A 14,393-nucleotide genomic window follows, 5' to 3' on the forward strand; every position below is an offset into this window, starting at 1 on the left:
CGAGCGAGGCGCGGAGCCGGGTCAGACGAAGCGGACGGCCTGCTGCAGGCGCGTGCGCACGTCGAACAGCTCGTTGCCGCCGATGTCGCGCGCGCCCGGGACGCCGGTGCGCAGCAGATGGCCCAGCACGCCGCGGCGCACGACAACGACGGGGACGCCGCGCACGCTGCCGAGCGCGTTGATCGGCTGCATCAGGTCCTCGTCCGGCAGCACGATGATCGCGCCGCCGAAGCGCACCTTGGCCTCGCGCGCGACCGCCCGCATGCCGGACATCAGCGTCGCGACGGGGGCCCGCGGGGCGACCCGCTCGCCGATGATCTCGCCGCGCCGGAAGCGCGCCTCCTCGCCGAAGTCCGACGACGACATGCCGTACAGACCCGACGGGCTCAGGACGATGTGGTCGAGCTTGTGCTCGGGTCGCCCACCGGTCGCGACATCGTGCCAGGCGGTGTAGCCCATCCCGAGCTCGGCGACCGTCCGCGCCGTGGCCTCCTCCGCCAGCGCCTGCGCGAGCAGCTCGCGCAGTTCGAGCGGCGCCGCGCGCACGATCTCCGGCGCGTACGGATCGCGGAGGTCGGCGCCGCGGCCGGCCCACTCGCGCACGAGCTCGAGGTAGCGCGCCCGGTGCCAGCCGCCCGGATGCCCGTACGAGCGGGCGCGCGGCCGCGAATCGCGCGCCGGCGCGGCGGGCGTGGCGACGCGCCACTCGGCCTCGGCGGGGGAGACGCCCTGCCCGCGGTCGTACGCGGCGCGCGCGACGGGGTCGCCCACGAGCCCCCACGCGTGCCGGACCCGGATGAACGCGGCCGCGTCGCCGCCGGTGTCGGGGTGCGTCTGCCGCAGCCGCAGGCGATACGCGCGCCGCAGCTCCTCGTCGGTCGCGGTCGGCGCGACGCCGAGTACCTCGTACGCCGAGGCGGAGAGCGGACTGCCCGACATCCCTCTCCCTTCGGCCGCGACATCCAAGGCTAAGCCACCGCCCGCCGCCGCGGCGCCGGCGGGTCGCCTGGCTCAAGGGCGCGAACGGGCTCGGGCACGGTCATGCAAGCGCGATCGTCGCCGACGCGAAGACCGCGCGCGAAGCAGGGCGCCGGGCCGCGGTGTCAGTCGGCGGCCCAGCGGCCGTCCGGCTCGCGCGTGAACGAGATCCCGCTGTCGTCGCGCACGAGCACCTCGCCGCGCGTGCTCCGACCGCACAGGTCGATGCGGTCGCGGCCGAACGTCCACACCTGCGCGATCTCGTCGCCGCGCGCGAGCACGAGGGCCTGCCGGTCGTCGCGGTCCCGCAGCTCCGGCACGACCGGCCCCGCCCACGCCTGCAGGCGGTCGTGGATCAGCCAGGACTCCTCGTAGGAGCAGACGAGCGTGAGGCGGTCCCAGCGCGCGTCGGGCAGGATGTCCGACACCCGCACCTCGCCCCTGTCGCGGACGCGGGCAGCGCCTCGAGGAAGCGCGCCTCGACGTCCGCGGCGCCGGCGGGCGCCGGCGTGCACGCGGTCAGCGCCGCCGCGATCGCCACGAGTCCCCATGCGCCGGTCCGCCTCATGCGCTCAGCATCCCAGATGGCGCATCGCGGCGCCGGACGCGCGCTGTGCGGGTCTGCCGAGGCATCCGCGGGGCGCCTACGCTGAGCGCATGACGTCGCTGTCGCTCGAGACCACCGTCGTGGAGTACGGACCCGCCGCCGCGATCCCGCTCACGGCCGAGCAGGTCGCGGTGCTGGGTCCGGCGAAGACCCCGCCGGTCATCGTGACGGTCGGCGACCGCTCCGCGCGTCTGCGCGTGGGGCGGATGGGCGACGACATCCTGATCGGCCTCAGCAAGGCCGCGCGCCGCGAGCTCGGCATCGAGGCGGGCGACGAGATCGAGGTGCTCATCGAGCTCGACGCGGCCGAGCGCACCGTGGAGATCCCGGAGGCGCTGCGCGCCGCACTCGATGCGGACCCCGCCGCCCGCGCGGCGTTCGACAGGCTCTCCTTCACGAATCGCAAGGAGGCCGCCCGCTCCGTCGCCGAGGCGAAGCAGGACGCGACGCGCGACCGCCGCATCGCGAAGATCCTCGACTCCCTCCGCGGCTGAGCCCGTGCCCGAGAGCACGGTCACCGCCGCCTACGGCGCACGGTCCGACGAGTACACCTCGCTGTTCGGCGACATCGCCTCGGCGCACCCCGACGACCGCGCGCTCGTCGCCGAGTGGGCACGCGGCCTCGACGGTCCCGTCGTCGATCTCGGCTGCGGCCCCGGTCAGTGGACCGACTTCCTCCACGCGCACGGTGCGGAGATCTCGGGCGTCGACCCGACGCCCGAGTTCGTCGCGATCGCGCGGTCGCGTCATCCGCAACTCGAGTTCCGTGCCGGCGATGCGCGCCGACTCGACCTGCCGGGCGGCTCCGTGGCAGGAGTCCTCGCCTGGTACTCGCTGATCCATCTGGCACCCGACGAACTGACCGCGGCGCTCGCCGAGATCGCGCGCGTCCTGCGCCCGGGCGGCGCGCTGCTCGTCGGCTTCTTCGACGGCGGGGAGGTGGAGCAGTTCGCCCACGCGGTCGCTCCCGCCTGGTTCTGGCCGCCGGAGCGGCTCGGCGAGGAGCTGGACCGCGCCGGCTTCCGCATCGAGGAGGTTGTCCGTCGTCGCACGGCGGAGGCGCGCCCTCACGCCGCTGTCGTCGCTCGCCGGGCCGGGTGAACCACCGGATCGACCGGGGTCACGAGATGGTCGGCAGGTCCTCGAACACGATGAACGTGCGGGTCGAGCGGACGGCGGGGATGCCCTGCAGCTCCTCCAGGACGACGCGGCGCAGGTCGCGGCTGTCCCGCGCCCGCACGAGCAGCAGCACGTCGAAGTCGCCACCCAGCAGCGCCGCGTGATGCACCTCCGGGATCCGCGTGAGCCGCTCGCGCAGATCCTGCCAGTCGGCCTGCTCGACGTTGAGGCCGACGTACGCGCTCGCGTGCATGCCCTCCAGCACGGGGTCGGTGCGCACCGTGAAGCCCTGGATGACGCCCGTGTCCTCCATCCGCTTCACGCGCGCGTACGCGCTCGCGCGCGAGACCTTCACGGTGGCGGCGATGTCGCTGATGGACGCGCGGCCGTCGCGGCGCAGCGCGGCCAGGATCGCGCGATCCGTCTGATCCAACTCCATGGCGATCCTTCCGGTGGACGCTGGACGATATGCACTCAATGTAGCGCTCGAGCGTCGGATCGTCCGAAGCATCCGCGGCCGGGGAAGACGGATTGATCCACGGCGGGCATCCTGAAGGCATCCCCGACGACGTGGAGACGAGATGCACGACGACCTGCTGCCGCGCGAGCACCCGGTGCGGCTCATCGACGAGACCGGCCGGCTCACCGCCGACGACCGGTACCCGGCGCCCTCGGCCGAGCGCCTGCTGGACGCATACCGCGCGCTCGTGCGCGGCCGCCGCATCAACGAGCAGGCAGGCGCGCTCGTGCGCCAGGGCCGGCTCGCGGTCTACCCCTCCTCGCACGGGCAGGAGGCCTGTCAGGTCGCCGCGGCGCTCGTGCTGCGCGAGGGCGACTGGCTCTTCCCCACGTACCGCGACTCGGTCTCGGTCATCACGCGCGGCGTCGACCCGGAGGAGGCGCTCGTCCTGCTGCGCGGCGACTGGCACTCGGGCTACGACCCCCATCGATACCGCGTCGCGCCCCAGGCGACGCCGCTCGCGACCCAGCTGCTGCATGCCGTCGGGCTCGCGCACGCGGCCAGGCTGCGCGGCGAGGACACCGTGGTCGTGGCGATGTGCGGCGACGGCGCGACGAGCGAGGGCGACTTCCACGAGGCGCTGAACTTCGCGGCCGTGTTCCACCTGCCGGTCGTGTTCTTCGTGCAGAACAACGAGTTCGCGATCTCGGTGCCGCTCTCGCGCCAGACCGCGGCGCCGTCGCTCGCGCACAAGGCGATCGGCTACGGCATGCCCGGGCAGCGCGTGGACGGCAACGACGCCGCGGCGCTGCTGGCGGTGCTCGGCGATGCGGTGGAGAACGCGCGCGAGGGCGGCGGCCCCGCGCTGATCGAGGCTCACACCTACCGCATGCAGGCCCACACCAACGCGGACGACGACACGCGCTACCGCGAGCGCGCCGAGGTGCAGGCGTGGGCGGATCGCGATCCGCTGCTCCGGATGCGCGCGCACCTGACCGAGTCGGGAGCGCTCGACGTCGAGACCGAGGCGCGCTTCGCGGCCGAGGCGGAGGAGACCGCCGCGGCCCTGCGCGACGCGATGAACCGCGACGTGCGGCCCGACCCCGACGACCTCTTCCGCTTCGTCCACGCGGCGCGCTCGCCGCAGCTGGACGCGCAGCGGCGTCTGCTGCAGGACGAACTGAGCCGGGAGGCGACATCATGACCATGCTCGAGCCCGCCCCGACGGCGACCGAGGCGCCGACCCTCACGATGGCCGCCGCGATCAACCGCGCGCTCGCCGATGCGATGGAGGCGGATCCGTCCGTCCTCGTCTTCGGGGAGGACGTCGGCGCGCTCGGGGGCGTGTTCCGCGTCACCGACGGGCTCGCGGCCCGTTTCGGCGCCGACCGCTGCTTCGACACCCCGCTCGCCGAGTCGGGCATCGTCGGCACGGCCGTCGGCATGGCCATGAACGGGATGCGCCCGGTCGTCGAGATGCAGTTCGACGCGTTCGCGTTCCCCGCGTTCGAGCAGATCGTCAGTCACGTGGCGAAGACGGCGAACCGCACCCGCGGCGCCGTCCGCCTGCCGATGGTGATCCGGATCCCGACGGGCGGCGGCATCGGCGGGGTGGAGCACCACTGCGACTCGTCCGAGGCCTACTACGCGCACACGCCGGGCCTCACGGTCGTCTGCCCCGCGACCCCGCAGGACGCCTACGGCCTGCTGCGCGCCGCGATCGAGCACCCGGATCCGGTCATCTTCCTCGAGCCCAAGAAGCTCTACTGGACGAAGGCGCCGGTCGACGTGACCGCCCCGGCCGCGCTCGGCCACGCGCGCGTCGCGCGGCCCGGGACGGACGTCACGCTCGTCGCGTACGGCAACTCCGTCGGCGTCGCGCTGGACGCGGCCGAGGTCGCCGCGTCGGAGGGTCGCAGCGTGCAGGTCGTGGACGTCCGGACGCTGGCGCCGCTGGACGACGAGACGCTGTTCGCGGCCGTGCGCGGGACGGGGCGAGCGGTCGTGATCGCCGAGGCCCCCGGCTTCGCGAGCGTCGCGTCGGAGCTGGCGGCGCGCATCTCCGAGCACTGCTTCGCGCACCTCGAGGCGCCCGTCCGCCGCGTGACCGGGTTCGACATCCCGTACGCGCCGCCGAAGCTCGAGCGCTTCCACCTGCCCGACCTCGATCGCGTGCTCGACGCGATCGACACCCTGAACTGGGAGGACCGATGACGACCGCGACCAGGCAGGTGTTCCGGCTGCCGGATCTCGGCGAGGGGCTCACGGAGGCCGAGCTCGTGCAGTGGCTCGTACGGGTCGGCGACGTCGTGCGCGTGGACCAGGCCATCGCCGAGGTCGAGACCGCCAAGAGCGTGGTCGAGCTGCCCTCGCCGTTCGCCGGGACGGTCGTCGCGCTGCACGGCGAGCCCGGATCCGCCCTCGCGGTGGGCGAGCCGGTGCTCGAGGTCGCGGGTGCGGATGCCCCGGTGGGCGAGCGGAGCGATGCGGAGCCGACCGGAGCCGAGCCCGCGGAGGCCGCGTCCGACACCACCGAGCTCGAGGCGCACCGGACCGAGGAGCGGGCCGGATCCGGCAACGTCCTGATCGGCTACGGCACGTCCGCGTCGTCCGGCGTGCGCCGCCGGCGGCCCCGGCCCGAGCGGCCTGCCGGGCCCGTGGGGCCACGGACCGCTGCCGTGGCCGACACGCGCACGGCCGCACCGCCGGCCCGTCAGACGGCACCGGAGAAGCCGACCGTGCGCTCGCCGCTGGTGCGGCGGCTGGCCCGCGACCTGGGCGTCGACGTCGCCGCCATCACCCCCACCGGACCGGACGGCGACGTGACGCGCGACGACGTGCTGCGCGCCGCCGTGCCGACTGACGGGCCCGCGGGACGGCAGGCGCCTCCCGGGGCCGACACGCGCACATCCGCCCCTCCGGCCCGTCAGACCGCGCTCCCGCAGCCCGGCCTCGCCGAGGCCTCGCGCGAGCGGATGTCGATGCTGCATCGCGCCGCGTCGGCGACCTACGTGCGCAGCCGCTCCGAGATCCCCGAGGCGACGGTGTGGGTCGACGTCGACGCGACCGAGCTGTGGACCCTGCGCCCCGCGATGGGGGAGCGGCCGCCGTCCTTCACGGCCCTGCTGGCGCGCTTCGTCCTGCTCGCGCTGCAGGATCATCCGCTCCTGGCCGGGCGCGTGGAGGGCGAGGAGCTCGTCACGTTCGAGGGAGTGAATCTCGGCGTCGCGACCGACACCCCGCGCGGCCTGATGGTGCCCGTCCTGCCGCGCGCCGACCGGATGTCCGTGGCCGAGCTCGACGCGTCGCTGCGCGCGCTCGCCGAGGACGCGCGAGCCGGATCGCTCCCGCCCGCGCGGCTGTCCGGATCCACGTTCACGCTCAACAACTACGGCGCGTTCGGGGTCGACGGGTCCGCCGCGATCATCAACCACCCGGAGGTCGCGATCCTGGGCGTCGGGCGGGTGCTCGAACGGCCGTGGGTCGTGGACGGCGTCATGACGCCGCGCCGGATCGCGCAGCTCTCGCTGGTGTTCGACCACCGCGTGTGCGACGGCGGCTACGCGGCGCGGTTCCTGCGCCAGGTGGTCGACGCGATCGAGTCGCCGCTGTCGCTGTTCGGCCGGATCTAGCGGGATCCCCGCGCGAAATACCGGTGCGCCCGCGGCCCCGCAACCCGACACGCACGTTGCCAGGGGACTCGCACACGACCTTGATCCGAGTGCGCAAGGGTTGCACCCTTCGGCCAAGGGCGAGCCTCGCCCTGCTTCCGGGAGGGGACCCCCATGACCGAGCCCACGCACCGCCGCGACCTGGCGGACGATCTGGAGTCGGATCGCGAGCTGACCGGCGACCGCCTGATGGCGGCGCAGGACTTCTCCGACGAGGACGCCGGCTACCACAAGTCGCTGCGCCCGCGGCAGATCCAGATGATCGCCATCGGCGGCGCGATCGGCACCGGACTGTTCATGGGCGCCGGCGGGCGCCTGGAGAGCTCGGGCCCGTCGCTCATCCTCGTCTACGCCGTGTGCGGCTTCTTCGCGTTCCTGATCCTGCGCGCGCTCGGCGAGCTCGTGCTGCACCGCCCGTCGTCGGGATCCTTCGTGTCGTACGCACGGGAGTTCTTCGGAGAGAAGCTCGCGTTCGCCTCCGGCTGGATGTACGTCGTCAACTGGGCCATGACCGCGATCGTGGACGTCACCGCGGCCGCGCTGTACGTGAGGTTCTGGGGCCGGTACTGGCCGCCGCTGGCGGAGATCCCGCAGTGGCTCGTCGCCCTCATCGCGCTCGTGGTCGTGCTGTCGCTCAACCTCGTGTCGGTGAAGGTGTTCGGCGAGATGGAGTTCTGGTTCGCCGCGATCAAGGTCGGCGCGCTCGTGCTGTTCCTCGTCTTCGGCATCTGCTTCCTGATCTTCGGCGGCGCCACGCGCGCCGGTGACACGGGCTTCGGGGTGATCGCGGGCAACGGCGGCCTGTTCCCGGCGGGCGGCCTCGCGCCGATCCTCGCGATCTCCGGCGTCGTGTTCGCGTACGCAGCGATCGAGCTCGTCGGCACCGCCGCGGGCGAGACGAAGAACCCCGCCAAGGTGATGCCGCGCGCGATCAACACCGTCGTGATCCGGATCGCGGTGTTCTACGTCGGCTCCGTGCTGCTGCTGTCGCTGCTGATGCCGTTCACGGCGTACCAGGAGGGCGAGTCGCCGTTCGTGACGTTCTTCGCGAACATCGGGTCGCCCGAGGCGGGTGCGATCGCGGGATCCGTCATGAACTTCGTCGTGCTGACCGCGGCGCTGTCGAGCCTGAACGCCGGCCTGTACTCCACCGGCCGCATCCTGCGCTCGATGTCGGTGAACGGATCGGCCCCGGCGTTCACGGGCTCCATGAGCCGCTCGGGCGTGCCGTTCGGCGGCATCCTGCTCACCGGTGCGGTCACGCTGCTCGGTGTGGGGATCAACGCGCTGTGGCCGTCGCAGGCCTTCGAGATCGTGCTCGAGGTGTCGGCGCTCGGCATCGTCGGCGGCTGGGCCACGATCATGATCTGCCACATCAGGTTCGTGCGGTGGACGCGTCAGGGCCTCGCCCGGCGCCCGTCGTTCCGGCTGTTCGGGGCGCCGTTCACGTCGTACCTGACGCTCGCATTCCTCGCGTTCGTGCTCGTGACGATGGGCTTCTCGGAGACCGGGCGCTGGGTGCTCGCGTCGCTCGTCGTCTGGATCCCCATGCTGATCGCGGGCTGGTATGCCGCCCGCAGGAAGATCATGGAGGCCGCCGCCACCCGCGAGGGCTACACCGGCACCATCCCCGTCAGCCCCCGCTGATCGGCGCGGAGCGTCGGCCGAGCGATCGACTCGCGCGGCTAGGGGAGCTTCGAGTGCTCTCCTAGCGCGTGCCAGGCGCGGTTGTGGTACACCAGCGGGGTGTCGTCGGCGGGGCCGCGGTTGGTCTGACCCTGCAGCGCGTGCGCGGCGATCACGGTCGATCCGCCGGCCTCGAGGCGGCTGACGATCGCGCAGCGCGTCCAGGCGCGCACGCCGGGGAAGAGCGGCTCGCCCGTGGGCAGGCGCGTCCATGCCGACGTGTCGGCGAAGCGGTCGACGCCGCTGGTCGATGCGAGCTTCGCGAGGTCGATGTCCTCCGCATCCAGCAGGTGCACGACGATCGAGTCGGCGGCGAGGATCGCGGGCGTGGCCGAAGACAGCGACGACACCGAGAAGATCAGGATCGGCGGATCGACGCTGACCGACGCCACGGACGTCGCGGTGAGAGCGACGGGTCCGTCGGGCCCCTCGGCCGTGATCACGGAGACGCCGCCGGGGTGGCCGCGGAACAGCGACTTGAAGCCGTCGGCATCGAGCGCGCCGGGCACGGTCAGGAGGTCGCCGGCGAGGCGGCCGCGCGACTCGTCGTAGCCGTCCGGGATCCGCTGCGCATTCGTCTCGGTCATGACTCGACGATACTCACGTGCGGGGGCCGAGGGCAGAATCCCGTCGTCCAGCGCAACATACCGGCGCGCCGCGGTCTCAGCGCGGCAGATCCGGCGTCGCGATCGCGGGCGGCCGGGGGTCGAGCACCGCCGAGACGATCGCCTCGATCGCGAACTCGCTCGCGGGTCCCAGGTCCACCGCCTCGGGATCCAGCAGCCACTGCACCTGCAGGCCGTCCATCACCGCGAGGATGGCGGCCGACGCGTGCCCGACCGTGTCGGGCGCGGTCACGCCGCGTTCGGCGCACACCGTCTCGAACGCCCGGCCGACCTCGGCGCGCAGGTTGCGATAGCGCTCCTGAAAGTACGCGCGGGCCGGATGATCGTCCGTCACCGACTCGCCCGACAGCACCGCGAACGTCTGCACGATGCCCGCGCGGTGCGCGTTCACGAACGCCGTGCGCACGAGGTGGCGGAACAGCTCGAGCCCGCCCGGGATGTGCTGCTCGACGAGATCCGCGACATCCGTCTCGTCGCGGTAGGTGAGCACCTCCAGCAGCAGCTGCGTCTTGGAGCCGAAGTGGTGCAGCACGCCCGCGTGGGTCATGTCGACCTGGTCCGCGATGTCGGCGAGCGTGCCGTTCGCGAACCCCTTGGCGCCGAAGATCTCCATCGCGGCGTGCAGGATCTCCGCGCGCTTGCGCAGCGTCTCCGGTCGAGACCTCGCCTGCCTCTTCGCCATGATCACGATTCCTTCTCGTCGGGCCTGTCTACATCATCCTCTGCTTTACAAGTTACTTACTGCTGAGTAAGTTCATGGAAGCGCCTCCGGAACGTCCCGGGAGCCAACCCTGCAATCACAGGAAAACGTCTCTTCGAAGGAGAAGCGATGAAGAAGAAGTCACTGGTCTTCGCGGTCGGCCTGGTCACCGCGTTGGCCCTCAGCGGATGCGCCGCCGGCGGCTCGGGACCGAAGGAGTCGTCATCGGGCGCGCCCGAGAGCGGCGCCGCACTCACGATCGCGAAGCCCGACGGTGCCATCACCACCGAGTCGAACAACCCGTGGGTCGGCGACTCGTCGGCCAACAAGCTCGGCTACAAGAACGTCGTGTTCGAGCCGCTCGCGATCGTGAACCCGACCGGCAGCAACGAGACCACGCCGTGGCTGGCCGAGAAGGTCGAGTGGAACGAGGACTACACGCAGCTCACGATCACGCCCCGCACGGGCGTGACGTGGAACGACGGCGAGGACTTCACCGCCGACGACATCGTCTTCACGTTCGATCTGATCCGGAACACCCCCGCGTTCGACACCGGCAACATCCAGCTCACCGACATCCAGAAGGACGGCGAGAACGTCGTGCTGTCGTTCGCCGAGTCGAAGTTCGTCAAGCAGGCCCAGGTCCTGAACATCCAGATGGTGCCGGAGCACATCTGGAAGGACGTCGAGGACCCGACCACGTTCACGAACGAGAACCCCGTCGGCACCGGCCCGTACGTGCTCGACAGCTTCAGCTCGCAGTCGGTCACGCTGACCGCGCGCGACGACTACTGGGGCGGCGAGCCCGCCGTCCCGACGCTGTACTACGTCTCGTACAACGACAACACCGCGCTGACCACCGCGCTCGCGAGCGGCGAGGCCGACTGGGCCCAGGCGTTCATCTCGGACATCGACAACCAGTACCTGTCGAAGGACGAGAACAACATCTTCTGGCCGGCCAACGTGATGGCCCCCGATGTGCTGTTCCTCAACACGCAGGAGAAGCCGTTCGACGACGTCGCGTTCCGCAAGGCCGTCAACATGGTCATCGACCGCGAGGCGCACACCACGATCGCGCGCGAGAACGCCGGATCGCAGCTCACGAGCGTGACGGGCCTGCCCACCCCGGTCGGCGAGCAGTACATCGCCCCCGAGTACCAGGGCGAGGAGTTCGAGATCGACGTGGACGGCGCCAAGGCCGTGCTCGAGGACGCCGGCTACACGTGGGAGGGCGAGGCCCTGGTCGACCCCGACGGAGAGCCCGTCGAGTTCACGCTCCAGGTCCCGCAGGGCTGGAACGACTACGTCACCGGCATCAGCCTGATCGCCGACCAGGTCAAGAAGACCCTCGGCGCCGACGCCAAGGTCGACACCCCCGACGTCGACACGTGGACGCAGAACAAGCGCGCCGGCACGTTCGACGCGATCATGCACTGGACCGACTCGGGCACGACGCCGTACGACCTGTACTCCGACACGATGGACGGCCGCTGGCTCAAGGCGGGCGAGCTCGTCGACTACAACTTCGGCCGCTACGACAACCCCGAGGTCACGGAGCTGCTGAACACGTACGCGAACGCGTCCAGCGACGACGACCGCACGGCGGCCATCGAGCAGGTGCAGAAGGCCTTCGTCGAGGACGTCCCGGTCATCCCGGTCGGCACGCACCCGATCCTGGCCGAGTTCAACACGCGCAACTACGTCGGCTGGCCGAGCGACGAGGACCCGTACGCGCCCGGCGACCCGCTGCAGGTCGCCGCGGTCCAGGTGCTGATGCACCTGAAGCCCGCGGAGTGATCTCCCGGCGGGGGCCCGGCGTGCGCCGGGCCCCCGCCTCCCGCGTCCCCAGCCACCGGTGCCCGCGCGGGCACCTCCTGCGCGCGTGCGCCGTGATGAAAGCGATCCCGATGCCAGACCCCCTGCTCACCGTGCGCGACTTCTCGGTCGTGTACGACGTCACCCCTCCCGTCGAGGCGGTGAAGAACGTGTCCCTCGAGCTGCAGCGCGGCGAGATCCTGGGTCTCGCCGGCGAGAGCGGCTGCGGCAAGACGACGCTCGCCTACGGCGTGCAGCGGCTGCTGCGCGCGCCGGCCGTCATCACCGGCGGCGGCGTCGTGTTCCACGACGCCGCCGAAGGCGACATCGACATCAACGGCCTCGACGTGCACGATATGCAGCGCTTCCGCTGGGACAAGGTGTCGATGGTGTTCCAGGGCGCGATGAACGCGCTCAACCCCGTCGCCACGATCGGATCCCAATTGGACGACGTGTTCGTCGTGCACCGCCCCGGAATGACCAAGGCGGCCCGGCGGCGCGAGTGCGAGGAGCTGCTCGAGATCGTCGCCGTGGGGCGAGAGCGCTACCGCTCCTATCCGCACGAGCTGTCGGGCGGCATGCGCCAGCGCGTCATGATCGCGATGGCGCTGGCCCTGCGGCCGCAGCTGATGGTGATGGACGAGCCGACCACCGCGCTCGATGTGCTCGTGCAGCGCGAGATCCTCCGTCAGATCTCCGAGCTGCGCCACGAGTTCGGCTTCTCGGTCATCTTCATCACGCACGACCTGCCGCTGCTGCTGGAGATCAGCGACCGGATCGCGATCATGCGCGAGGGCGAGATCGTGGAGCTCGCCGCCTCCCGCGACATCTGGGAGCGCCCGCAGCACGAGTACACGCGCAAGCTGCTCAGCTCCTTCCCGCGCCTCACCGGCGCCCGGGGGGTGCTCACGCGATGACCACGCTCGAGTTCCGCAACGTCACGAAGCGCTACCGGGTCCGCGGCGCGGATCCGATCCTCGCGCTCGACGACGTCAGCTTCACGCTGCGCGAGCGCCGCACGATCGCGCTCGTCGGCCAGTCCGGATCCGGCAAGTCCACGATCGCGAAGATCCTCACGCAGCTGGAGACACCGACGAGCGGCGAGGTGCTGCTCGACGGCAAGCCGATCCCGCAGCGCGGCCGCGGGCTGCGCGCCTATCGCCAGAAGCTCCGGATGGTGTTCCAGGACCCGTTCGCCTCGCTGAACCCCTACCACTCCATCCGCTATCACCTCGAGCGGCCGCTGCGCCTCGACGCCGTCGTGCCGAAGGCCGAGACCGAGGCCGAGGTGCGGCGCCTGCTCGAGCGCGTGCGTCTGGATGCCGACGCTGTGATCGACCGCCGCCCGCACGAGCTGTCCGGCGGCCAGCGGCAGCGCGTGGCGATCGCCCGCGCGCTGGCATCCCGGCCGAGCCTGCTCGTGGCCGACGAGCCCGTGTCGATGCTCGACGTGTCGATCCGCGTCGGCGTGCTGAACCTGCTCGCCGAGCTGCAGCGCGACGAGGGTCTCGGCGTGCTCTACATCACGCACGATCTCGCGACCGCGCGCCACTTCTCCGACGAGATCATGGTGCTGCACCACGGCCGCGTGGTCGAGTCGGGGCCCGCCGACGACGTCATCCTGAATCCCCAGCACGAGTACACGCGCGAGCTGCGCGCGGCCTCGCCCGACCCGGAGAAGCACTTCGCGTCGGCGCCCGGGCTCGCAGCCGACCACACGGACGGAGGCATCGCGTGAGGATCCCGCTCCGGTTCATCCTGAACCGCGCCGCGTTCTACCTGTTCACCCTCTGGGCAGCGATCACGATCAACTTCCTCGTGCCGCGCATGATGAAGGGCGACCCGGTCAGCGCGTACATGAACAAGTACCGCGGCCAGATCACGCCGGAGGCCGAGCACGCCATCCGCACGCTGTTCGGCCTGGACGAGGACACCTCGCTCTGGCAGCAGTACGCCGACTACTGGGGGCTGCTGCTGCGGGGCGACCTCGGGCGGTCGTTCTCGAACGGCCTCGCCCCCGTGGGCGACGTCATCGCCGTCGCGCTGCCGTGGACGATCGGCCTGGTGGGGCTCGCGACGGTGCTGTCGTTCCTGACCGGCACCGTGCTCGGCGCGGTGGTCGGGTGGAAGCGCGGCAGCCGCGCCGACGTCATCGTGCCGATCACGACGTTCTTCTCGACCGTGCCGTACTTCTGGCTGGGCCTCATCGCGATCGCGGTGTTCTCGTCCACGCTCGGGCTGTTCCCCGCGTCGCACGCGTACGACAAGGGGTCCGCCCCGGAGTTCACGCTCGACTTCATCGGGCAGGTGATCGCGCACGGCGCGCTGCCGCTCATCACGATCCTGATCGCGTCTCTCGGCGGATGGATCCTCGGCATGCGCAACATGATGCTGACGGTGCTCGACGAGGACTACATCACGGTCGCGCAGGCCAAGGGCATGCCGAACCGGCGTGTGCTGTGGCGCTACGCCGCCCGCAACGCCGTGCTGCCGCAGCTGTCGAGCTTCGCGCTGTCGATCGGCTTCATCGTCAGCGGCACGATCGTGATGGAGCTCGTGTTCTCGTACCCGGGCGTCGGCAAGATGCTGCTCGACGCGACCGCCGCGAAGGACTACCCGCTGATGCAGGGCCTGTTCCTCATCATCACGCTCGCCGTGCTGTGCGCGAACATCCTCGCGGACATCGCGCACGCGATCCTCGATCCCCGCACCCGTCAGTCGGAGGCCTGAG

15 protein-coding genes and 1 pseudogene are annotated in these 14,393 nt (G+C 71.6%); 11 read left to right on the plus strand and 5 right to left on the minus strand.

Annotation, left to right across the window (positions count from 1 at the left end):
- Positions 1-21 precede the first annotated feature (21 nt).
- Positions 22-939, minus strand: a complete 918-nt coding sequence (locus AAD528_RS09685; RefSeq protein ID WP_345751867.1) for a J domain-containing protein — start codon at positions 937-939, stop codon at positions 22-24.
- Between the two features lie 65 nt (positions 940-1,004).
- Here AAD528_RS09685 and AAD528_RS15515 point away from each other — a divergent pair.
- Positions 1,005-1,061, plus strand: a pseudogene (locus AAD528_RS15515) (DUF4287 domain-containing protein); the annotation flags it as partial.
- 42 nt (positions 1,062-1,103) lie between these two features.
- Here the strand turns inward: AAD528_RS15515 and AAD528_RS09690 are convergent.
- A complete protein-coding gene (locus AAD528_RS09690; RefSeq protein WP_345751868.1) occupies positions 1,104-1,406 on the minus strand; it encodes a hypothetical protein in 303 nt (100 codons plus the stop codon).
- A gap of 229 nt (positions 1,407-1,635) precedes the next feature.
- Here AAD528_RS09690 and AAD528_RS09695 point away from each other — a divergent pair, with 229 nt between their 5' ends.
- Both AAD528_RS09695 and AAD528_RS09700 read left to right on the plus strand, forming a co-directional pair.
- Positions 1,636-2,079 (plus strand): YdeI/OmpD-associated family protein, encoded by a 444-nt coding sequence (locus AAD528_RS09695; protein ID WP_345751869.1) that lies wholly within the window; start codon positions 1,636-1,638, stop codon positions 2,077-2,079.
- A 4-nt stretch (positions 2,080-2,083) separates the two neighbouring features.
- The gene (locus tag AAD528_RS09700; RefSeq protein WP_345751870.1) at positions 2,084-2,686 is read left to right on the plus strand and encodes a class I SAM-dependent methyltransferase; all 603 of its coding nucleotides are present in this window, start codon (positions 2,084-2,086) and stop codon (positions 2,684-2,686) included.
- Between the two features lie 19 nt (positions 2,687-2,705).
- Here AAD528_RS09700 and AAD528_RS09705 read toward each other — a convergent pair whose 3' ends face one another.
- A complete protein-coding gene (locus AAD528_RS09705; RefSeq protein ID WP_345751871.1) occupies positions 2,706-3,143 on the minus strand; it encodes an Lrp/AsnC family transcriptional regulator in 438 nt (145 codons plus the stop codon).
- Between the two features lie 142 nt (positions 3,144-3,285).
- Here AAD528_RS09705 and pdhA point away from each other — a divergent pair, with 142 nt between their 5' ends.
- The 4 genes from pdhA (at position 3,286) to AAD528_RS09725 (ending at position 8,482) form a co-directional block, all read left to right on the plus strand.
- On the plus strand, positions 3,286-4,368 hold the full coding sequence (gene pdhA / locus AAD528_RS09710) for a pyruvate dehydrogenase (acetyl-transferring) E1 component subunit alpha (protein ID WP_345751872.1): 1,083 nt from the start codon (positions 3,286-3,288) through the stop codon (positions 4,366-4,368).
- Positions 4,365-5,378 (plus strand): alpha-ketoacid dehydrogenase subunit beta, encoded by a 1,014-nt coding sequence (locus tag AAD528_RS09715; protein WP_345751873.1) that lies wholly within the window; start codon positions 4,365-4,367, stop codon positions 5,376-5,378. The genes pdhA and AAD528_RS09715 overlap by 4 nt, the downstream gene beginning before the upstream one ends.
- Entirely contained in the window at positions 5,375-6,796 is a 1,422-nt protein-coding gene (locus tag AAD528_RS09720; RefSeq protein WP_345751874.1) for a dihydrolipoamide acetyltransferase family protein, read from the plus strand. Before AAD528_RS09715 ends, AAD528_RS09720 begins: the two co-directional genes overlap by 4 nt.
- Positions 6,797-6,949: 153 nt before the next feature.
- On the plus strand, positions 6,950-8,482 hold the full coding sequence (locus tag AAD528_RS09725) for an amino acid permease (protein ID WP_345751875.1): 1,533 nt from the start codon (positions 6,950-6,952) through the stop codon (positions 8,480-8,482).
- 38 nt (positions 8,483-8,520) lie between these two features.
- Here AAD528_RS09725 and AAD528_RS09730 read toward each other — a convergent pair whose 3' ends face one another.
- A complete protein-coding gene (locus AAD528_RS09730; RefSeq protein ID WP_345751876.1) occupies positions 8,521-9,108 on the minus strand; it encodes a flavin reductase family protein in 588 nt (195 codons plus the stop codon).
- 76 nt (positions 9,109-9,184) lie between these two features.
- Positions 9,185-9,829, minus strand: a complete 645-nt coding sequence (locus AAD528_RS09735) for a TetR/AcrR family transcriptional regulator (protein ID WP_375339600.1) — start codon at positions 9,827-9,829, stop codon at positions 9,185-9,187.
- Positions 9,830-9,976: 147 nt separating this feature from the next.
- On the opposite strand from AAD528_RS09735, the gene AAD528_RS09740 reads away from it, so the two are divergent.
- The 4 genes from AAD528_RS09740 (at position 9,977) to AAD528_RS09755 (ending at position 14,392) form a co-directional block, all read left to right on the plus strand.
- Positions 9,977-11,644 (plus strand): ABC transporter substrate-binding protein, encoded by a 1,668-nt coding sequence (locus AAD528_RS09740; protein WP_345751878.1) that lies wholly within the window; start codon positions 9,977-9,979, stop codon positions 11,642-11,644.
- Positions 11,645-11,754: 110 nt separating this feature from the next.
- Positions 11,755-12,579: an ABC transporter ATP-binding protein gene (locus AAD528_RS09745; protein WP_345751879.1), complete on the plus strand. Its 825-nt coding sequence runs from the start codon at positions 11,755-11,757 to the stop codon at positions 12,577-12,579.
- A complete protein-coding gene (locus AAD528_RS09750) occupies positions 12,576-13,400 on the plus strand; it encodes an ABC transporter ATP-binding protein (RefSeq protein WP_345751880.1) in 825 nt (274 codons plus the stop codon). Before AAD528_RS09745 ends, AAD528_RS09750 begins: the two co-directional genes overlap by 4 nt.
- A complete protein-coding gene (locus tag AAD528_RS09755; protein WP_345751881.1) occupies positions 13,397-14,392 on the plus strand; it encodes an ABC transporter permease in 996 nt (331 codons plus the stop codon). The genes AAD528_RS09750 and AAD528_RS09755 overlap by 4 nt, the downstream gene beginning before the upstream one ends.
- Position 14,393 lies beyond the last annotated feature (1 nt).

It is taken from the genome of Microbacterium rhizophilum, assembly GCF_039605615.1.
Lineage (GTDB): Bacteria > Actinomycetota > Actinomycetes > Actinomycetales > Microbacteriaceae > Microbacterium > Microbacterium rhizophilus.